A 20,392-nucleotide genomic window follows, 5' to 3' on the forward strand; every position below is an offset into this window, starting at 1 on the left:
TGCATCAACTAGGCATGGTGCGATAAAATGGAAGGCATTACAACCGTTTTGGATCAAAAATAGTTTAAATTAGCCATTGTATCTTACAGTTATACAAAACAATGGTTCCCCTCACTGAAAAACACTATCGATTGGCACTTTCATTAGTGCCCGGTATAGGCTGTGCCTGGTTAAGAAAATTATTAGCTTATTTCGGAAGTGCCCAAGCAGTATTTGCAGCTGCACATAAAGGTAACACGTTACTACCCTACAAAATAGCCCAATCTATTACCGCAAGCAGTAGCCTTTCCCAAGCAGAAAAGATCCTCCAATTGTATGAAACAGAAGGCATCCAATTGCTGACAACAGAGGAAGAGACCTATCCCAAACGGTTGCTAGAGCTACCAGATCGTCCTTCCCTGCTTTATTATAAAGGGCAAGCGACATTGAACCAACAACGTATCGTGACCGTTGTAGGTACTAGGCAATTAACATCCTATGGACAAGCATCGATTACCAAATTTTTAGAACAACTCCTTCCCTATCATCCGCTTGTAGTCAGTGGCCTAGCCTATGGAACAGATATATGGGCCCATAAGCAAGCATTGGAAATGGGGCTAACTACAGTAGCCGTATTGCCAACAAGCTTGCAGCACATCTACCCCACTGCACACAAAAAAATAGCCCTGGAAATGTGTGGTGTAAAAGGTGGCTTACTCACAGAGTACCCCATAGAAAGTGGACTAGGCCCCCATACCTTTGTGGCACGCAATAGAATTTTAGCTGGTCTAGCAGATGTAACCATAGTTATGGAGGCCAAAGAAAAAAGCGGTGCATTAATCACCGCCTACCATGCCAATAATTACCACCGGGAGGTTTTTGCATTGCCGGGTAGTATTTACGCAGCTACTTCTGCAGGATGCCATCGATTGATTAAAAGAAATCAAGCACACCTCCTGACCCATATAGATGACTTAGCTTATATCATGAACTGGACAGTGCACCATCAACGCCAAGCAGATGCTTACGCGAACTATCCACTTACAGCATCAGAACAAATGGTCTTAAAACAGCTGCAGCAAGCCATTGAACCCATCACTATTGAGACGCTAACCTTTACTACTGCTTTGCCACCCGGTACATTACAAGCAGCATTATTGTCACTAGAATTACAAGGCTTATTACGTGCACTACCAGGTAACCGTTTTACATTAGCCCCTATCTATAAACAATAGATGTTACCAAAGCATAAAGTATGATTTATGGCAAGAATTTAGCTAAATTTGAAGCATCTAAAATAGAATCAACACCATCCATATAACGTGAGTTCGGGATTTATTTGACTGATTTACAACAATTTAATATCAATTATTTAGTTAATATTTACACCTATTTAATAAGTTTTTATATCTAATTTTATAAATATAATATATATAATAAACTGATTATCAGAATTATTTTTTATTCAACTACCTATTTAACTGTCTATAAAACAAATTTTATAAATTTTTGTTAATATTGATTATCAAATGAAAAAATAATCTAATCCCGAACTCACGTATATATGTTTAAAGTAGCTACCTTATACAAATTTGTGCCCCTAGATGACCTAGTAGCGCTACAGAAGAAACTTCAATCTATATGCAAAGCACTAACCGGCACACTGCTGATTGCTTCAGAAGGGATTAATGGTACCATTGCTGGCCTGCCTGATCTACTAGACGATGCCATCGCCCAGATAGAAGCCATTCCATCATTTGGTGACTTGTGGTATCAATATTCCAAAGCTAACCATAAGCCATTTCGTCTCTTAAAGGTTAGGATTAAAAAGGAAATTATAGCCATGCACCAACCGGAGGTCCCATCCATGCTACGACGTGGCCACTGCGTCTTAGCTTCAGACTGGAACAATAGGATGGATCAGTCAGCTGTTGTAATTGACGTTCGCAACGATTACGAACATCGATTGGGAAGTTTTGAAGGGGCATTAAATCCTAAAACAACCTACTTTAGCCAATTCCCTGCCTTTGTTGAACAAAATTTAACCCCCTATAAAGATCAGCCTATTGCTATGTTTTGTACGGGAGGGATCAGATGTGAAAAGGCCTCTGCTTATATGCTTTCTAGTGGCTTCAAAGAGGTGTATCAACTAAGTGGTGGCATTCTACAATATTTAGCCCATACGCAAGAAGCGCTATCCAGATGGAAAGGGGAATGTTTTGTTTTTGACGAACGCATATCCCTAGGTCATGGATTAAAAAAAGGCAGTAGCCTGCTTTGCTATGGCTGCCGTATGCCTTTAACTACAGAAGATCTAGATGAAAATTACCAATCTGGTATTCGATGCAAATTTTGTCTAAAAGACAAATAGATCAGGCACTTATATTACATTTTTGCTGGTTCTGTCGCGTCTATAGTTTTCTTAGTATAGGTTTTTCGTTTAAGTCAAATTTTGGATATTATGCGGCCATTAAGATAGCAAAGTTCTCAAAAGTAGAAAGATGATTTTTAGCTCCTCTTACTTGTCCTTTTTGAATCATACGAATGTTTTCTATCCCTGAAATAGTAATGGAAGCAGAATAAAAATTCTTAAAACCCAGCATAGGTTTTATCCGTTTTTTGATAAACCTATGATCTTGTTCAACTCTATTATTCAAATATTTGTTTTGAAATATTTGAATGGTATGATCTTGATCAAGATCTGTATTGATCGCATCAAGGGCAGCTTTATTACTACCGCTTTTGTCAATTACTACTTTCTTAGGAATATTATTTTCTGTGATCGCCTTGCGAAAAAAAGAAAGCGTTGAAGACTTGTCTCTATGATCAGATAGAAAAAAGTCAACTGTATCACCATAACGATCTACTGCTCTATATAAATAGATCCACTTCCCGTTTAGTTTAACATAGGTTTCATCCATTTTCCAACTACTACCAATTGGTCGTTTTCTTTTTCTTACTGCTTTATCTATCAGAGGAACAAACTTAATAACCCATCTCTGTAGCGTAGAATGATCAACTCTTGCGCCTCTCATACGCATCATCTCTTCCAAATCTCTATAGCTCAAGGAAAAACGACACTTCATGTATACAAATAACAGGATGACTTCTGATGAAGAACAATAACCTTTAAAATATGGTAATAACTCGGGAGAAATATTAAACATAATAACTACTTTTTTAAATACCGATACTAAAATAATCATTTTTTAGAATAAACGCGACAGAACCGTTTTACTCGTTACTCCCTATTTGGACGATAATTCAACTAGTGTTCAATCTTCTTTTAGTAAAGCGAATACTATTTTAGTCTTTTCTTCCGAACTAAAATTTCTAATCTTATTTCTGACCATTAGATAGCTCTATTTTAATATCATTAAACTAAAATATACAGAAACAAATTATCATCTTTTTTGTCCGAATTTTTCAGTCCAGTATAATAGACGCGACAGAACCCTTGCTTATCCCATCTTTAACTGTCTCTTTTCTTTTCATTGTTTTAAGTATTTTAGTTTATCTAAATATATAACCCGAAATATATTTACACACTTAAAACAAAAGACTTGGCTGCAAGGTGTGCGTTCTGATCGCACCTTTTTACAAGCAGCGGTTTTCTTGTTTTGGGGTAGTCTTGCCATACTGCTGCATAGATACCATTGCCACAAGGTTGGACGGGTACACCTTTTCTTTATATTGCATTTTATTAAAGCAAGAACGGTAACCTCCCAGAGGCTTAAAATAAGGAAGGAAAGGCTGGAAGAACAGCAGCAGGGTTATAGGCATAAACCTGCTGTCTGTCCTTTCAGTTCAAATAACGCGCTTTTTCCATTACGTAGCAACGTGGGTGTTTGTTTTTATCTATTGAAATTGTGTTAGATTTATGCAGATGCTGCTCCTCCAGAAGAAGCTATTGAATCTACTATCCCGCGCAATATATCAGCATAGCCTTTCTTGATTGTGCCATTATTTTCTAATACATTAATTTCATTAGTAATAATTGCCCACTGGTTTCTATTCAAATTATCTTTTACAGCCCATAAGACAATTTTGAACATATTGCGGTTTTCGTTAGGGATGTGGACCCATTTTTGTTTAATATGCTTAGGTAAATAAGCACTAGCCAACACAGTATACCCTTTTTTATCTTTATCAAAAAGTTTAGTAATGGCCGTTGTCTTATTACTTAAACTACATATTTTTTCAAATAATGCCTTAAATGCATTTTGATTATTATCACGCGCAGCTATATGTAGTAGTCCCTTTCCTTTTTGATCCATCACATAGAAATCGTTTAAGGTAGTAAGCTTGCTGACTAGACGTGTTACTACAGTGTTAAGACCATGTTTAGTTGCTAAGTAGAGAGGTGTCTCTAATTTTTTATTTTTTACCTTTAAACCTTCCTCAGGGAGCTTATCAATTAGTAATAGAGTTATATCTTCAAACTTTTTTTCAATTGCCAAGTGTAGTGGATAGGCACCTGAAGGTAAGTCTTTTTCCCCAATCTTTATCTTGGGATGCTTCAATAAGATCCCAGCTATATTTTTCTTGCCCCTAGATAGGGCTACGAAAAGTGATTTTGAAGTTGTTGTTGCTTTATTGATGTCAATGTATGGGCATGTAGCGAGCAGTTTGACAATTTCTGTATAACCATTTATTATAGCTATACCCAATGCAGTTGTTTTGCTACTGGTATTATATGAATTTGGGAAGTTAGGATCACTATGACTTGCATGGTCCTCCAAATCCTTATTAATGCGTGCTACAATGCCTTTCACTTTTTGAAGATCGTTGTGTTCTACTGCAACGTATAGCCAGTTCTTGCCTGTTTCATCTGTTTTACTAATATCTTTTCTATCCTCTATTTCTTTCAAGAATTGGTTGTCATTTGTATGATTTAATGTGTAATTATATGTTCCACCTGAGTGGCAAGCCCTGCCTTGCAAAGCAAGTGATAGCGATAAAGCGGTAATCCCTTGTACAAATAGGCCAGATCGTTTATTTTTACTATTTACATTAACCTCTTTCATATCTAAATTTGTTTAATTGTTTTTTGATAACCCCCCTGCTTCCTCTTTAGATCAAGGGAAGCTTACTTTCCTTTACTTCATTAATAAGCAATCCATTCTAAAAAAACTAGATTGTATCTAATTATTTTGCAATTGTAAGGTAGATTGCGGTTGCGCATTTGATTTTAGGGTGCTTGCATCTGGATCAAAACGTTAAAGTTTTTAATATATTTAGATGCTATTATTTTATGTCCTATGTCAAAACCAGTTGAGCCAACACCATTAATGCGGCAGTATTTTGCCATTAAGGGAAAATATCCTGGGGCATTGTTATTGTTTCGAGTGGGTGATTTTTACGAAACTTTTTTAGAAGATGCGGTTAAGACTAGTAAAGTCTTAGGTATTGCGCTTACGAAGCGATCTAATGGCTCGGCTGCTAGTGTGGAACTGGCTGGTTTTCCCCACCATGCTTTGGATCTTTATTTACCCAAACTGGTAAAAGCAGGCTATCGGGTAGCCATTTGTGATCAATTAGAGGATCCTAAACAAGCCAAGGGCATTGTACAGAGGGGGGTTACCGAATTGGTTACGCCTGGTCTTTCTTTTAGTGAAGCAGTTTTAGATAAAAGGGCTAATCATTACCTAGCATCCATTTTTTTTGACAAAGGGATACTGGGTATGGCCTTCTTGGATCTTTCTACAGGGGAATTTTTTGTAACGCAAGGCGCCTCTGATTACATACAGAAAGTCTTGCATCATTTGGCGCCATCTGAAGTTATTTTTAATAAAAAACAGCAAAATGTATGGAATAATTTTACGCAGAATCTGTTTCATACCTATGCCCTAGATGAGTGGGTATTTCAGTTGGAGTATGCCTATGGTTTGCTGAATAGCCATTTTGGAACCCACTCCTTAAAAGGTTTTGGCATCGCAGACTATCCTGCCGCTATTGTAGCAGCTGGTGTTGTTTTACACTATTTATCTGAAACGGAACATAAAGAAATCAAACATATTCGTTCGATTGTCCGACTACAAGAACACCAGTATGTTTGGATGGATCCATTTACTGTTAAGGCCTTGGAGTTGATGGTGCCGCAGCAAGTAGGGGGAACCGCATTGATTGAAATATTAGATAGAACGGTGACCCCTATGGGGGCACGACTGCTTAAAAAATGGTTGCTGTTTCCGCTTAAGGCGGTGGTACCGATTCAAAAACGGCTGGCTATAGTGGAATACCTTTCAGAAGATGCTGAATGGGCAGCATCATTAGTCAGCTATTTGAAAAAAATAGGTGATATAGAACGGCTTATTTCCAAAGTAGCGGTGGGTAGAGTGAATCCACGGGAAATGGTGGCCTTAAAAAGGGCATTGGAACAAGTACAATGCATACAAAAAACGCTGCAAGCGACTTCGTCTTCTTTATTACAAAAACTGAATGCACAGCTCCATGGATGTCCCTCTTTGGTGGAAAGTATCCACCATACCCTTCAGGAAGATCCGCCTATCCTTACCCATCAAGGGGGACTCATTCGGCCGCATGTCAACGATCAGCTGGATGTGTTAAATAAAATTATTTACGAGGGTAAAGATTATTTAGTCCAGCTGCAACAAAAAGAAAGCAAGCGTACCAATATTCCTTCCCTCAAAGTCTCTTATAACCGCGTATTTGGCTATTACCTTGAAGTACCTAATGCGCATAAAAACAAAGTGCCCCCAGATTGGATTCGCAAACAAACCTTAGCTGGTGTAGAACGCTATATTACCGACACGTTAAAACAGTATGAAGAAAAGATCTTACATGCAGGGGAAGAGGCGCAGCTGTTGGAACAACAACTCTATCAAGCATTGGTAGAGGAGGCAGTAGCATATATTCCACAGATTCAAGAAAATGCAAAGCATATCGCACAATTGGATTGCTATCTTTCCTTTGCCAAACAGGCCTGTGAGCAGCATTATAGCAAGCCTATCATAGATGAGGGTACCCTGCTGCATCTTAAAGGGAACCGGCATCCTGTTATTGAGCAGCGACTACCTGTAGACAAAACCTATACGCCCAATGATATTTGTTTAGACCCATCAGAACAGCAAATCATAGTGATTACAGGGCCTAATATGGCTGGTAAATCAGCCCTCTTGCGTCAGGTTGCGCTAACCGTATTAATGGCGCAAATGGGTTCTTTTGTACCAGCGGCCTGGGCCCATATTGGGGTGGTAGATAAAATATTTACAAGAGTAGGTGCATCGGATAACTTGGCCCAAGGAGAATCTACTTTTATGATGGAAATGGTCGAAACTGCCAGTATTATGCACAACCTTAGTGACCGTAGTTTGGTATTGATGGATGAGATAGGCCGTGGTACCAGTACCTATGATGGCATTTCTATTGCCTGGGCATTGGTAGAATATTTGCACAATCACCCACAGTATAGGCCTAAAACCCTTTTTGCTAGCCATTACCATGAGTTGAATGAGCTTGCAAAAGAACTTCCTAGGGTTAAAAACTTTAATGTTGCGGTGCAAGAAATAGATCGAAAGATTCTATTTCTCCATAAATTGGTGGCTGGAGGTAGTGCGCATAGCTTTGGCATTCATGTTGCTCAAATGGCTGGTATGCCCTCTATGATTTTGGAAAGGGCCAGGGAAGTATTGGCGCACCTATCGCAAGTAGGCGGTAAGATGCATGCAAAGATAGAAGCGTTTCCAAAAGGGCAATATCAGCTCAAACTTTTTGGTCCAGATGAGGACTTAAGTGGCCTCAAAGCACTCTTAGAAGCTATTGATATCAGTGCCCTTTCTCCAATAGAAGCCTTGTTAAAATTGAATGACCTCAAAAATATGGTTAAAGGTTTTAAAAGCTAGCCACAAAAGTGGATAACTATTTTGAAAACAAAGAATCTTTAAGTAAATTCGACCTATTATGTAGTGTATAAGCGAGAATAGCTCAGTTGGTAGAGCACGACCTTGCCAAGGTCGGGGTCGCGGGTTCGAGTCCCGTTTCTCGCTCGTCTGATCTATTTGGGTAAACCATCAACTATTTCTTGCTATTACTAGTAGTTGAGCGGATGGTGCACTTATTTTTGTGTGTGCTGTCTTCACAGCCATGCAGCTTTGCCAGGATGGTGGAACTGGTATACACGCAAGACTTAAAATCTTGTGGCTTTTGGCCATGCGGGTTCGATTCCCGCTCCTGGTACACATTCTACTCTTTTTGCTTGTTGTATTGATGGACTTTTGCGCTATTTCCTTTTTAGATGTTGTGTCATGCATCGCTTCATCTACAGCAGTACTTTCTCTTCTTCCGCAGATTATACAGTCATATAGAACCAAATCTGTTCATGATGTTTCCATGTTGATGCTCTTAAACCTAACCGTTTCTTCGGTCAGCTGGACCCTTTATGGAGCAATGACCGCTGATAAACCATTGTTGCTAACCAATTTGTTGCTCACAATTGGTTCTTTGATTATGGTGTGGCTCAAACGAAAATACTGTTCAGCTGAACGTCCATAAGGACTTTGTATGCTACTTTTTACCTATCTATTGAGCGGTACGGCCATGCAAAAAAATAAAAAAGCGCCCCTTGTAAAAAGTTGCTCAACTTCTTGTACAGGGCTTGACTTTTTGCACACTTTTTGATCAAGAAAAAAGTGTGCTATAAATGCCTTTTTTACCACTGACTTGAATGGATACACTTTTTGTTTGATCAAAAAGTAACATACACAACCCTTCTATTTATTTACTTACCTGCACTTTATGTGCATCTGCAAGTTCTGCTTCATGTTTTTACTCAGCTGCTGCTTTTAACTTTGCTAGAGTTCGAACAGCTATTAACCAAAGCACAATCACAGCTATGATCATGAGCACAATTGGCGTACGAATATTTGCAATATTCCCACCACCCACTAAGGTGGCCATACCTGTAACCAATACAGATGCTAAACTCTTTCCCAAACGAGAACCTACCCCATCTACAGCTGCTTTTCCACGCACTTTAGTTTCTTCATCTAATGGAATATACACCGCTTCTTTGGTGGGATCAAAAAGGACATATTTAACCGACTTAATCAACACCACATTGTAGAGACCTACTTGAACAGAGAGATGCAAAGCCGTGAGATTAAAGCTCTTTAAAAAATTATCCAAAACATCACCAAATCGAAGGAAGGTGAAAAATAAGGCTGTCATCACCAATGCCGTAACGGGTGTGGCAGATGCAGCAAAACGCCATCCTCTTTTTCGTATAGGTGTGGCAAGGAAAAGTGTTACTAAAATAGAGATGATCCCTACTGCAACTTGTTGATCTGAGTATATACTTGCCAAAATGGTATCATCCCCAGCAACCTTTACATATTGCTTAATTTGCTCTTTTTGTACGGCTTCAAAAAGCGCAATCACTAATCCGTAACCAATTACCAATATGGAAAGCAACGTCAAATACCTAGAGCGAGCTAGGAACTTTATAGAATCCATAAAAGACATTTTTACCTTTGCTTTTTTAGGCTTTTGTTCAATCTGATAGTAGGCTGGATTCGCTTTTATATCTGAAGTAAAGTAGTTGTACACTACTAGAATCAAAATAATCGCTGTAATCACAAACTGTAAACCCTGATCGAAGTTGGTACGCACACTATCCAGCTTAAGAATGAGTCCAGCCAAGATGCTGCCAACGGCAGCAAACATACTTAAGAAGCTGTAAAATCTTTTAGCTTGATTTACAGTAGTAATCTCATTTACAAAGGTCCAAAATACTACACTTAATGCAAAAGTTCCCCAAGCTTCAGCATGGATATAGAAGAGGGAAATAGGCCAATGGCAAATAGCTCCCCACAGTCCTATAAGGCTTGGAAATTTTGCTTCAAGCATTTTAGAGAGGCTATTTAGTTGCAATAACTCTTTTTTAGGGAGCAAAAAAACCAATGAAAGGGTAAAAAAGGCAAGAAAGTAAATCATAACTGCATTGAACCTTCCATCCCTTCCTGTAGCACGACTCACTTTTCCATAAAGAATGGTAAAGAAAATCATACTAGGCGTGATGGCTACTGCTTTTAACCAGTAAATAGCTGTAACATTTATTTCTTTAATGAGATTCATATCTTTAAGGGAGCGTGTAAGCGCGTAACAGAAAGATATAAGAATAAATATAAAGGCCATTGGCAAAAATTTACGTAGCTCACTTTTGTGAATGGGAAATACGATCCCACGTGTGTCACCAAATTCTTTTTTCATGCTCATTGTGTTTTTAATTTAGTTAAAATATAAAGTATAAAATAAAATGATAGGTCAATCATATACTTTATAGTGTTATGAAATGCTTTTGGAAAATATTAATCATGCTGTTTTCATAGTTGTTCTGAATTTAGGGTTAGGTAGTTGCATACGCCCTCAGGGGTAGCTTCCATAGCCATATCGCCTTTTGCCCAGTTAGCTGGACAAACCTCTCCAAATTTGACGACATGTTGCCACATATCAATAATGCGTAGTATTTCATTAATATTTCTACCTAATGGCAAATCATTAATGGCCATATAACGTATGATACCTTCTTTATCAATTAAAAAAGTTCCACGATACGCTACAGGAATACCCGTGAAAATCAACTGGTTATGTTCATTATAGCTCCAGTTGCCTCCTAATACACCATAGTTGGAAGCAATGGCCTTACTGGTATCTGCAACCAATGGATAGGTTAGGCCAGCAATGCCCCCTTTTGTTTTGGGTGTATGTAACCAAGCCACATGCGTTTCTTCTGTATCGGTAGAGCAACCTACCAGTGCTACGTTGCGTTCTATAAGTTGGGGTAAATGTTGTTGGAAGGACAATAATTCAGTGGGACAAACAAAAGTGAAATCTTTTGGGTAAAAGAAAAAGAGTACTTCTTTTTTTCCTAAAAACTGCTCCAGTGAAAAGTCAGTTGTGACGTTTCCACCATCTACGACAGCAGGCGCCTTAAAAATAGGGGCCTTTGTTCCTAATAAATGCACGGTATATACGAATAATTAAAAAATAAAATGCGCCGTCTATGCTTCTAACCTTATCATTTTTAGAAGCTTAGATGAGGCTAAGCCTTACACTGCAAATTTATACTTTTTTTAATAAATCCTAATAGTACCATACCTTTAAATTAAGAAATAAAGATTGGTTTACCATATCCTACTCTAGGCATCTAATAGCCATTCCTATCAAAAAGACCCTGCATTGTAGAAAATTGCAACTGGCAGGTCTACGCTGAAAGCTGAGCAGAAAATCAGTTTAATGGGGCCGCGAGGCGGCTGCTGATTTCCCAGCTTTCAGCGTAAACTTACAACAGCTTTTTGCACAGCGCTTGATTTTTTGCTTGTTTTTTGATCCAGCAAAAAGTAGCATAGCACTTCCTTTTAATCCGTCAAAAAGTAAGATCAAAACGTCTTATGTTTAAAACGGTAAATCATCTTCTACATCGGCAGGAGATGGATTGGATGGAGGTGATTCGTTTAATTTATTGCCTTTTTCTAAACGCCATGCTTGCAACGCATTAAAGTATTTTACGACTCCTTCTGGATTGGTCCATTTTCTACCCCGTAGATTGAAATGAACGGTTATCTCTTCTTGCTCCATGAATCCATCTAGTAGATCACATTTGTCCTGAATCAACTCAAAGGAGATGTATTCTGGATATTGTGGATTCTCTACATATTCTACCACAAAATTTCTTTTTTTAAATGATTCAGACACTTGCTGTGGCGGACTAATTTCAAATAATCTTCCAGTTATATGCATGGTATGTATGGGTTTAGTGAAATAAAAATGATACGTCTCTCAAACAGACTGGATGATCCAGATCGCTTCTTTATGCAGTCTACTAGTGATTATCTTAATTATTTTTGGAAAATACAAAAGCAACTAAGAATAATAGCCCTGCTATGGTAACCATTGTAGCCGCCATAGAGCTATTCAACCAGAAACTGATATAATATCCGCTAATAGACGTTAATATAGCAAAGAGTATATTGTAAAATAACAAACGTTTAAGACATTTTGTAACCAAATAGATGCTTGCAGCTGGAACAATTAAAAGGGCCACCACTAAAATCGCTCCTGCTACTTCAAATGCAGAAACGGTTGTCAATGAGGTTATGGCCATTAAGCAATAGTGCCAACGGGTCGTGTGCACGCCAATGCTTTGGGCAAATTGTGGATCAAAGGTGCTTACAAATAGCTGTTTATAGCCCATGATCAAAAAGGTTACATTGACGCTTAAAGCGGTTAATAAAATGTAAAATGCTTTGGGTCCTAGGTTGATGCCACTAGCTGTACGCCACAAATCTAATGGAACAGTTGCCAATTCCCCATATAAACTGCATTCGGGGTCTAAGTCTATTTTTCTGCTAAAAAAAGAGATTAAAATGACCCCTAAAGCGAAGAGAAAGGTGAAATTGATCCCTATGGCCGCATCTGCTTGTATGCTTATTTTTTTTTCTAAAAATGCGATTAGGAAGGTGACCAATAGGCCTGTTATACCCGCTCCAGCGATGAGTACAGGGGAATTTTTAGATCCAGTGATCAGGAGGGCCAATACAATGCCTGGTAGTGTAGAATGCGCAATGGCATCTCCCATCATGGCTATTTTCCGCAATACCAAATAGGTACCTACTAAGGCACAATTTATACTGGCGAGTGCAGCAATAATAATGGTCCAGAGTACATCCATAGCTAAGATCTTGCGACTAAGGCTGCCCTTAATAGGCCACAGAGATCAGACCAACTATAACTATTTTGTGCGCCTGTTTGCATATTTTTTAGTGTGTAATGGTTCATAGCACATTCTGTTGCTCCTAGTATAATCACAAAAGGGATATTTTTTTTATGGGCATAGCTTAATTGTTTTTTGATTTTTACCTGATCAGGGTATAGTTCTGCCTTAAATCCATCTACACGCAACTGATTTAATAGATGAAGCAGTTGCATTTCTACTTTTGCTTCGATGTTGGTTAACAATACCTCTGTTGTGTAGGTGGTAATAGATTCAAAGCGATTTTGCGTCTCCATAAGGTCGTACAGCCTATCTATCCCAAAAGAAAATCCTACGCCAACCAATCCAGTTGTCCCGAATAGATCTCCAAGATGTTCATACCTGCCCCCTCCACCTAGGCTTCCTATAGGTGTATGGGCTACGGTTAATTCCATAATGAGCCCGGTGTAATAGGCCAAGCCTCGTGCTAAGGTTGGTTCAATACAACATATGCCATCTGGTAAACCAAGACCATGGGCTTGTGTGAGTATGCCTGTCAAGGCTTCTATTGCCTTGGATCCTTGATCTGTGTGACCAATAGCTGCTTGTAATTGCATCAAAAGTTCACTATTGTTCCCTTTAAAGTTTTGCAATAGAGCCAGTGATGCAATGGTTTGGCTGCTAAAGTCTGCTGCTTGTAAGGCAGTCATAACTTTTTCAAGACCCATTTTCTCTAATTTATCTACAATGGTACAAAATACCTTTTCTTTTTCAGGGTCAGCAATAGCGGATAGTATTCCTCTATGGTTGATTTTGATGCAGAAATCTCGTATCTGCAACTCGGTAGATACGTCATAAATTAATTTTAAAATTTCCGCTTCACATAATAAAGCGCTACTTCCAATAATATCCGCATCACACTGTAAAAACTCTCTATAGCGACCTCTTTGAGGCCTGTCTGCCCGCCATACGGGTTGCATTTGGTAGCGTCTAAATGGGAAGCATATTTGATGTTGGTTCGCTACAATATACCGCATTAAGGGCACGGTTAAATCATAGCGCAGCCCTTTGTCACTGATCAGCGGTTTCAGTTTTTTGTAATCTATGGCGTTTATACCTGACTCCATTCCTTCTAGGAAGTTACCAGATTTAAGTACGTTAAACATCAATTGCTCTCCTTCCTGGCCATATTTTTCTGTAAGGGTAGCACGCTGTTCCAGTGCAGGGGTCTCCAGTGGCTCAAAACCATAGCGTGCATAGATAGATTGTATAATGGAAAACATATAATTGCGCCGGTAGACCTGCAGGGTGCTGTAGTCGCGCATACCTTTTACAAGACTGGGTAATAGGGCCATCTACTTTTGCGAATGGGTGAAAGATAGGTTTCCATTTGGACCTACAACAGCTGCTAATTTACAGGATCATTGGATGATTCACAATAGTTGATCAACCATTGATGGGCGGGCCATTTAAACGAAATACCCCTACAATGATTTTGCCATAACATAAAATTATGATAAACTTGGTTCTGTCGCGTCTATATTTTCGTTAGTAACGTCTTTTCTTTTAAACGTGAGTTCGGGATTATATTATTTTTTCATTTGATAATCAATATTAATAAAAATTTATAAAATTTGTTTTATAGACAGTTAAATAGGTAGTTGAATAACAAATAATTCTGATAATCAGTTTATTATATATATTATATTTATAAAATTAGATATAAAAACTTGTTAAATAGGTGCAAATATTAACTAAATAATTGATATTAAATTGTTGTAAATCAGTCAAATAAATCCTGAACTCACGTTCATTGTTTACCCATTCCCTTCTCATCCCAAGGTACGTTCAGTTTTCCCGAATACGGCGGTCCGACAGTCTTCTTCATAAACCTTGCACAACTTTCTCAGGATACTTAATCATTCCACTACCAATGTACAACATCCCCATTGTATAGAGTTTGCTATTGGGATAGCTTTGCCACCCACACCCACGGCCTTTTCTTCTATGGGTTAAGTATCTGCGAAATCGGTTATTAATAAAGTCCTGCAATCTAACAAAAGCTTCACTGGAATTCATATGTTTAAAATAGTTAACCCATCCTAACACTACTGGTTTTATTTGCTCGATGAATGCTTGAGGTTTGATTGGTGCTTTTCTACAAGTCAGGTATTTTAGTCGGTTCTGTCGCGTCTATTATACTGGACTGAAAAATTCGGACAAAAAAGATGATAATTTGTTTCTGTATATTTTAGTTTAATGATATTAAAATAGAGCTATCTAATGGTCAGAAATAAGATTAGAAATTTTAGTTCGGAAGAAAAGACTAAAATAGTATTCGCTTTACTAAAAGAAGATTGAACACTAGTTGAATTATCGTCCAAATAGGGAGTAACGAGTAAAACGGTTCTGTCGCGTTTATTCTAAAAAATGATTATTTTAGTATCGGTATTTAAAAAAGTAGTTATTATGTTTAATATTTCTCCCGAGTTATTACCATATTTTAAAGGTTATTGTTCTTCATCAGAAGTCATCCTGTTATTTGTATACATGAAGTGTCGTTTTTCCTTGAGCTATAGAGATTTGGAAGAGATGATGCGTATGAGAGGCGCAAAAGTTGATCATTCTACGCTACAGAGATGGGTTATTAAGTTTGTTCCTCTGATAGATAAAGCAGTAAGAAAAAGAAAACGACCAGTTGGTAGTAGTTGGAGAATGGATGAAACCTATGTTAAACTAAACGGGAAGTGGATCTATTTATATAGAGCAGTAGATCGTTATGGTGATACAGTTGACTTTTTTCTATCTGAGCATAGAGACAAGTCTTCAACGCTTTCTTTTTTTCGAAAGGCGATCACAGAAAATAATATTCCTAAGAAAGTAGTAATTGACAAAAGCGGTAGTAATAAAGCTGCCCTTGATGCGATCAATACAGATCTTGATCAAGATCATACCATTCAAATATTGCAAAACAAATATTTGAATAATAGAGTTGAACAAGATCATAGGTTTATCAAAAAACGGATAAAACCTATGCTGGGTTTTAAGAATTTTTATTCTGCTTCCATTACTATTTCAGGGATAGAAAACATTCGTATGATTCAAAAAGGACAAGTAAGAGGAGCTAAAAATCATCTTTCTACTTTTGAGAACTTTGCTATCTTAATGGCCGCATAATATCCAAAATTTGACTTAAACGAAAAACCTATACTAAGAAAACTATAGACGCGACAGAACCCTAATGCCAGACGTATAGTTTAGGACTTTAGCATTTTAAATATGCCGTTCTGCATGGTAAGAGGAACGTACAAGTGGACCTGACTCCACATAAGAAAAGCCACGCTTGAGCGCCTCATTTTTAAAATGCGCAAATTTATCTGGATGTACGAAAGTAGCCACTTCAAGATGTTGCTTAGTAGGTTGTAGATATTGACCTAGCGTTAAAACATCCAAACCATTCTCCAGAAGGTCATCCATAACTTGATAGACCTCCGCATCTGTTTCGCCTAATCCGAGCATAATACCCGATTTAGATCGTTTGCCATATGCTTTAATTCGTCTAAGTTGCTCTAAGCTGCGTGCATACTTAGCCTGTGGACGGACTGTTTTATACAGTCTTTCTACAGTTTCCATATTGTGAGAGACAACCTCTTGACCCGAACTAATCATCCGCTCTAGTGCCCACCAAATCGCCTTAACATCTGGAATTAAGGTTTCTATAGTGATCGAGGGATTCAAGGCCTTGACCTCCTTAACGGTTTGATACCAAATTTCTGCGCCACAGTCCTTTAGTTCGTCTCTATTTACCGAAGTAATAACCGCATGTTTAACCCCCATTAGATGAATCGCTTGTGCAACTCGTTTCGGTTCTTCCTTATCATAAACAGTAGGTCTGCCAGTAGCTACCGCACAAAAGCCACAACTTCGCGTGCAAATATTACCCAATATCATAAAAGTAGCCGTACCTACTCCCCAACATTCACCCATATTGGGACAGTTACCACTGGTGCAAATGGTGTGTAGCTTGTGTTGATCTACTATATCACGTACAGTGATATAGTGCTTACCTATCGGTAATTTAACCCGCAACCAATCTGGACGTTGAGTAGTTGTAGTCGGTGAGGTTTTTTGTTTCATGACAATGGTTCTGTCGCGTCTATAGTTTTCTTAGTATAGGTTTTTCGTTTAAGTCAAATTTTGGATATTATGCGGCCATTAAGATAGCAAAGTTCTCAAAAGTAGAAAGATGATTTTTAACTCCTCTTACTTGTCCTTTTTGAATCATACGAATGTTTTCTATCCCTGAAATAGTAATGGAAGCAGAATAAAAATTCTTAAAACCCAGCATAGGTTTTATCCGTTTTTTGATAAACCTATGATCTTGTTCAACTCTATTATTCAAATATTTGTTTTGCAATATTTGAATGGTATGATCTTGATCAAGATCTGTATTGATCGCATCAAGGGCAGCTTTATTACTACCGCTTTTGTCAATTACTACTTTCTTAGGAATATTATTTTCTGTGATCGCCTTGCGAAAAAAAGAAAGCGTTGAAGACTTGTCTCTATGATCAGATAGAAAAAAGTCAACTGTATCACCATAACGATCTACTGCTCTATATAAATAGATCCACTTCCCGTTTAGTTTAACATAGGTTTCATCCATTCTCCAACTACTACCAACTGGTCGTTTTCTTTTTCTTACTGCTTTATCTATCAGAGGAACAAACTTAATAACCCATCTCTGTAGCGTAGAATGATCAACTCTTGCGCCTCTCATACGCATCATCTCTTCCAAATCTCTATAGCTCAAGGAAAAACGACACTTCATGTATACAAATAACAGGATGACTTCTGATGAAGAACAATAACCTTTAAAATATGGTAATAACTCGGGAGAAATATTAAACATAATAACTACTTTTTTAAATACCGATACTAAAATAATCATTTTTTAGAATAAACGCGACAGAACCAATTTTTCTACATTCATAACTGGCTCCTTTGGATAATCTGGTTAGTATTTTTTTATCTCCAAATTTAAAACACAAAGGAGCTTTTTAAAGCTATTTTTTAACAAGCTAATCCCGAACTCAGGTTATATCGCAAATTGAAGTTATCTATCCCCAGACAGTATGGTAGCAGACAATAAGCCTATTGCTATGCCCAATAATGCACCACAAATCACATCCAAAGGGTAATGCATGCCTCCATAGATTCTTCCGTAAGAGATAAGCGTAGCCCATGGAAAGAATAAATAGGTATATTTATACCTTTTTCTTAAAGATTTCCAGAAAAATATTGCAAATGCAAAAGTATTGCTTGCGTGAGATGAAGGAAATCCATACAGGCCTATATGTGCTCCCACTAAGTGAATAGGTGGTAAGTTGGGTGCATAACATGGACGATACCTTGCAAAAAAAGGCTTCAATAAAGAAGAAGTAGATTGGTCAGCAATAAGAATGGCTAGGCTCAATGATAAGAGGCCCCGCCACCCTAGATTTGTTTTGATGAAAAAAAATAAAAAAAGATACAACGGGATCCAAAAAGTTGTACAGGTGATCCACTTAAAAAGTAGGTCCATAGATGGATGAGAAACGTTATTTAATATAAAAAATAATGCCTGGTCTAACGCTTTGATAGGTGTAAGCATCATCGACAATATGCAAAGTACCCAGGTCCGGGATTGAACCGGCACGATGTCACTATCATTGGCCTTTGCGACCAGCCCATCTGCCAATTCCGCCACCTAGGCAGTAATAAAGTATTTATATTACATCCGGCTGCAAATAAAAACTTTGCAAGCGTTGTATTTCTTTTGTCCACATGGTTGCACCATTGGGTGTTTCTAAATATTTAGGAATCATCCGAAGTTTTGGATGCTGCATGATGGTTTGAAAACAAGCCATCCCTATTTCCCCATTGCCTAAGTTAGCATGTCGGTCCTTTCTTGAACCAAGTGGCGTCATAGAGTCATTCACATGTAGGGCATAGAGATGGTGTAGACCAACGATTGATTCAAATTTGGTCAATGTATCCTCCCATCTATCAAGGGTACGAATGTCATACCCTGCTGCAAAAATATGACAAGTATCGATACAAACCCCAATAGGAACTACTTCTTTGACTCGATCGATTATATAGGCCAACTGTTCAAAGGAATGGCCAACCGTAGAGCCTTGACCTGCGGTGGTTTCTACCAGCAAACGTAAAGTCGTTTCTTGTTGGAAAAGTGGCTTAAGTGCCCATAAACTTTCCACAATTCGGTCTAAACAAGCTTCCATGCTATCGCCCGTTGCAGCACCTGGATGAAAGTTTAAATAATTGATTTTTAAAGCTAAACAACGTGTTACTTCTTCCACAAAAGCGTTACGACTTTTTGCCAACAACGGTTCTTTGTTAGAACCAAGGTTGATCAGATAACTCGCATGGCTCATCACCTGTTTCATAGAGGTAGTCTCTAGTGCATGGTGCCATCCCTCTAGCGCTACTTTATTCGGTAGTTTACCTACCCATTGGCGTTGATTATTGGTAAAAAGTTGTATAGTAGTCGCACCTATTGCTGCACCATGCAGTAACGCATTGTGGAGCCCCCCTTGGGTAGAGGTATGGGCACCAATCAATGGTACAGTGGCATCTATTTCTGTCGTTATCTCTACCATATAGGGTGTGGGTTTAGTGATATCTAGAAGCATGAAGATAAAGATACACCATTATACACAACCTATCTAATCTGTTGTAGTAACGTGAGTTCGGGATTTATTTGACTGATTTACAACAATTTAATATCAATTATTTAGTTAATATTTGCACCTATTTAACAAGTTTTTATATCTAATTTTATAAATATAATATATATAATAAACTGATTATCAGAATTATTTTTTATTCAACTACCTATTTAACTGTCTATAAAACAAATTTTATAAATTTTTATTAATATTGATTTTCAAATGAAAAAATAATCTAATCCCGAACTCACGTTAGTAGGAAAAATTTAAGCACTGGCTTAGGTTTGTTACTAGATTGCTAGCAAATTTGTAATTTATGTATTGTCTAGCCCATTAGACGATGAGGTCTAATAGGCATATTGCTAATTATGTATTTAAATCTGAAAGGGAATGAATATAGAAAAGATATCATTAGGGGATGATTTTCCAAATGAGCTGCATGTCATCATTGAAATTCCGATGCATCATGATCCTGTAAAGTATGAAATGGATAAATCCTCTGGTACTTTATTTGTAGATAGATTTATGCCAACGGCTATGTATTATCCTTGTAACTATGGATTTGTCCCACATACCTCTTCTGGAGATGGGGATCCTGCTGATGTCTTGGTGGTAACCACCTACCCTATTATATCCGGTGCGGTGATTAAAGCTAGACCTATTGGCGTATTATTGATGGAAGATGAATCTGGTTTTGATGAAAAAGTTATTGCACTACCTATCAAAAAAGTAGCGCCTGAATTTGCGCATATTGATCATATTGAACAATTAAATACGCTTTTACAAGGGCGTATTATACACTTTTTTAGTCACTATAAGGATTTAGATGCGGCAAAATGGGTTAAAGTAAAGGGATTTGAAGGGAAGGGAAAGGCTATGGAACTTTTAACAGAAGCCGCGCAAAGGGTTAAAAGCTAATAGAACTGTTTCGAAACCTATTTGTGATGACCAATTTTTAGGAGAAGAGCAG

Annotated in this window: 18 protein-coding genes and 2 tRNA genes; 8 read left to right on the forward strand and 12 right to left on the reverse strand. The window is 37.9% G+C overall.

The annotated features are described in order from the left end of the window. The first annotated feature begins 101 nt into the window (after positions 1-101). Both dprA and trhO read left to right on the forward strand, forming a co-directional pair. Positions 102-1,214 carry a DNA-processing protein DprA gene (gene dprA, locus NBW36_RS05210; RefSeq protein ID WP_250238221.1) on the forward strand — a complete coding sequence of 371 codons (1,113 nt, stop codon included), beginning with the start codon at positions 102-104 and terminating at the stop codon, positions 1,212-1,214. Between the two features lie 329 nt (positions 1,215-1,543). Further along, a complete protein-coding gene (gene trhO, locus NBW36_RS05215) occupies positions 1,544-2,350 on the forward strand; it encodes an oxygen-dependent tRNA uridine(34) hydroxylase TrhO (RefSeq protein WP_250238223.1) in 807 nt (268 codons plus the stop codon). An 88-nt stretch (positions 2,351-2,438) separates the two neighbouring features. Here trhO and NBW36_RS05220 read toward each other — a convergent pair whose 3' ends face one another. Together NBW36_RS05220 and NBW36_RS05225 are read right to left on the reverse strand one after the other, a co-directional pair. Then, on the reverse strand, positions 2,439-3,146 hold the full coding sequence (locus NBW36_RS05220; RefSeq protein WP_250239135.1) for an IS6 family transposase: 708 nt from the start codon (positions 3,144-3,146) through the stop codon (positions 2,439-2,441). A gap of 711 nt (positions 3,147-3,857) precedes the next feature. Next, a complete protein-coding gene (locus tag NBW36_RS05225; protein ID WP_250238225.1) occupies positions 3,858-5,006 on the reverse strand; it encodes an ankyrin repeat domain-containing protein in 1,149 nt (382 codons plus the stop codon). A gap of 264 nt (positions 5,007-5,270) precedes the next feature. Between NBW36_RS05225 and mutS the strand changes: the two genes are divergently transcribed. The 4 genes from mutS (at position 5,271) to NBW36_RS05245 (ending at position 8,493) form a co-directional block, all read left to right on the forward strand. Next, positions 5,271-7,844, forward strand: a complete 2,574-nt coding sequence (gene mutS, locus NBW36_RS05230) for a DNA mismatch repair protein MutS (protein ID WP_439099471.1) — start codon at positions 5,271-5,273, stop codon at positions 7,842-7,844. A 71-nt stretch (positions 7,845-7,915) separates the two neighbouring features. Further along, a tRNA-Gly gene (locus NBW36_RS05235) sits at positions 7,916-7,988 on the forward strand. A 107-nt stretch (positions 7,989-8,095) separates the two neighbouring features. Next, positions 8,096-8,178: transfer RNA gene (locus NBW36_RS05240), tRNA-Leu, on the forward strand. 30 nt (positions 8,179-8,208) lie between these two features. After that, on the forward strand, positions 8,209-8,493 hold the full coding sequence (locus tag NBW36_RS05245; RefSeq protein ID WP_250238229.1) for a SemiSWEET family sugar transporter: 285 nt from the start codon (positions 8,209-8,211) through the stop codon (positions 8,491-8,493). A 273-nt stretch (positions 8,494-8,766) separates the two neighbouring features. Here NBW36_RS05245 and NBW36_RS05250 read toward each other — a convergent pair whose 3' ends face one another. From NBW36_RS05250 to NBW36_RS05275, 6 genes are all read right to left on the reverse strand, one after another. After that, a complete protein-coding gene (locus tag NBW36_RS05250; protein ID WP_250238231.1) occupies positions 8,767-10,209 on the reverse strand; it encodes an Npt1/Npt2 family nucleotide transporter in 1,443 nt (480 codons plus the stop codon). Positions 10,210-10,322: 113 nt separating this feature from the next. After that, positions 10,323-10,964, reverse strand: a complete 642-nt coding sequence (locus NBW36_RS05255; RefSeq protein WP_250238233.1) for a peroxiredoxin — start codon at positions 10,962-10,964, stop codon at positions 10,323-10,325. A 430-nt stretch (positions 10,965-11,394) separates the two neighbouring features. Next, a complete protein-coding gene (locus tag NBW36_RS05260; RefSeq protein ID WP_250238234.1) occupies positions 11,395-11,694 on the reverse strand; it encodes a DUF3127 domain-containing protein in 300 nt (99 codons plus the stop codon). Between the two features lie 139 nt (positions 11,695-11,833). Beyond that, positions 11,834-12,670 (reverse strand): metal ABC transporter permease, encoded by an 837-nt coding sequence (locus tag NBW36_RS05265; RefSeq protein ID WP_250238235.1) that lies wholly within the window; start codon positions 12,668-12,670, stop codon positions 11,834-11,836. A 2-nt stretch (positions 12,671-12,672) separates the two neighbouring features. After that, entirely contained in the window at positions 12,673-14,046 is a 1,374-nt protein-coding gene (gene hisS / locus NBW36_RS05270; protein ID WP_250238236.1) for a histidine--tRNA ligase, read from the reverse strand. A gap of 529 nt (positions 14,047-14,575) precedes the next feature. Further along, positions 14,576-14,860, reverse strand: a complete 285-nt coding sequence (locus NBW36_RS05275; protein ID WP_256465617.1) for a group II intron maturase-specific domain-containing protein — start codon at positions 14,858-14,860, stop codon at positions 14,576-14,578. A gap of 300 nt (positions 14,861-15,160) precedes the next feature. On the opposite strand from NBW36_RS05275, the gene NBW36_RS05280 reads away from it, so the two are divergent. After that, on the forward strand, positions 15,161-15,868 hold the full coding sequence (locus NBW36_RS05280) for an IS6 family transposase (RefSeq protein WP_250239178.1): 708 nt from the start codon (positions 15,161-15,163) through the stop codon (positions 15,866-15,868). Positions 15,869-15,964: 96 nt separating this feature from the next. Here NBW36_RS05280 and lipA read toward each other — a convergent pair whose 3' ends face one another. From lipA to NBW36_RS05300, 4 genes are all read right to left on the reverse strand, one after another. Continuing rightward, positions 15,965-16,828, reverse strand: a complete 864-nt coding sequence (gene lipA, locus NBW36_RS05285) for a lipoyl synthase (protein ID WP_250238237.1) — start codon at positions 16,826-16,828, stop codon at positions 15,965-15,967. A gap of 67 nt (positions 16,829-16,895) precedes the next feature. Beyond that, positions 16,896-17,603 (reverse strand): IS6 family transposase, encoded by a 708-nt coding sequence (locus NBW36_RS05290; protein ID WP_250239180.1) that lies wholly within the window; start codon positions 17,601-17,603, stop codon positions 16,896-16,898. A 204-nt stretch (positions 17,604-17,807) separates the two neighbouring features. Further along, entirely contained in the window at positions 17,808-18,344 is a 537-nt protein-coding gene (locus NBW36_RS05295; protein ID WP_250238238.1) for a phosphatase PAP2 family protein, read from the reverse strand. Positions 18,345-18,459: 115 nt separating this feature from the next. After that, positions 18,460-19,386, reverse strand: coding sequence for a deoxyribonuclease IV (locus tag NBW36_RS05300; RefSeq protein WP_250238239.1), 927 nt, complete (start codon positions 19,384-19,386; stop codon positions 18,460-18,462). A 426-nt stretch (positions 19,387-19,812) separates the two neighbouring features. Here NBW36_RS05300 and ppa point away from each other — a divergent pair, with 426 nt between their 5' ends. Next, positions 19,813-20,340 (forward strand): inorganic diphosphatase, encoded by a 528-nt coding sequence (gene ppa / locus NBW36_RS05305; protein WP_250238240.1) that lies wholly within the window; start codon positions 19,813-19,815, stop codon positions 20,338-20,340. The last annotated feature ends 52 nt before the right edge of the window (positions 20,341-20,392 follow it).

Source organism: Cardinium endosymbiont of Oedothorax gibbosus, from assembly GCF_936981045.1.
In the GTDB taxonomy this organism is placed as follows: Bacteria; Bacteroidota; Bacteroidia; order Cytophagales; family Amoebophilaceae; genus Cardinium.

What these genes read in the sequence shown, in the direction of transcription:
- mutS (WP_439099471.1), top strand. Translation starts at nt 5,271, where the DNA reads ATGCGGCAGTATTTTGCCATTAAGGGAAAATATCCTGGGGCATTGTTA.
- NBW36_RS05265 (WP_250238235.1), bottom strand. Translation starts at nt 12,670, where the DNA reads ATGGATGTACTCTGGACCATTATTATTGCTGCACTCGCCAGTATAAAT.
- NBW36_RS05250 (WP_250238231.1), bottom strand. Translation starts at nt 10,209, where the DNA reads ATGAAAAAAGAATTTGGTGACACACGTGGGATCGTATTTCCCATTCAC.
- NBW36_RS05290 (WP_250239180.1), bottom strand. Translation starts at nt 17,603, where the DNA reads ATGTTTAATATTTCTCCCGAGTTATTACCATATTTTAAAGGTTATTGT.
- NBW36_RS05300 (WP_250238239.1), bottom strand. Translation starts at nt 19,386, where the DNA reads ATGCTTCTAGATATCACTAAACCCACACCCTATATGGTAGAGATAACG.
- NBW36_RS05245 (WP_250238229.1), top strand. Translation starts at nt 8,209, where the DNA reads ATGGACTTTTGCGCTATTTCCTTTTTAGATGTTGTGTCATGCATCGCT.
- lipA (WP_250238237.1), bottom strand. Translation starts at nt 16,828, where the DNA reads ATGAAACAAAAAACCTCACCGACTACAACTACTCAACGTCCAGATTGG.
- ppa (WP_250238240.1), top strand. Translation starts at nt 19,813, where the DNA reads ATGAATATAGAAAAGATATCATTAGGGGATGATTTTCCAAATGAGCTG.
- dprA (WP_250238221.1), top strand. Translation starts at nt 102, where the DNA reads ATGGTTCCCCTCACTGAAAAACACTATCGATTGGCACTTTCATTAGTG.
- trhO (WP_250238223.1), top strand. Translation starts at nt 1,544, where the DNA reads ATGTTTAAAGTAGCTACCTTATACAAATTTGTGCCCCTAGATGACCTA.
- NBW36_RS05280 (WP_250239178.1), top strand. Translation starts at nt 15,161, where the DNA reads ATGTTTAATATTTCTCCCGAGTTATTACCATATTTTAAAGGTTATTGT.
- NBW36_RS05225 (WP_250238225.1), bottom strand. Translation starts at nt 5,006, where the DNA reads ATGAAAGAGGTTAATGTAAATAGTAAAAATAAACGATCTGGCCTATTT.
- NBW36_RS05220 (WP_250239135.1), bottom strand. Translation starts at nt 3,146, where the DNA reads ATGTTTAATATTTCTCCCGAGTTATTACCATATTTTAAAGGTTATTGT.
- hisS (WP_250238236.1), bottom strand. Translation starts at nt 14,046, where the DNA reads ATGGCCCTATTACCCAGTCTTGTAAAAGGTATGCGCGACTACAGCACC.
- NBW36_RS05295 (WP_250238238.1), bottom strand. Translation starts at nt 18,344, where the DNA reads ATGCTTACACCTATCAAAGCGTTAGACCAGGCATTATTTTTTATATTA.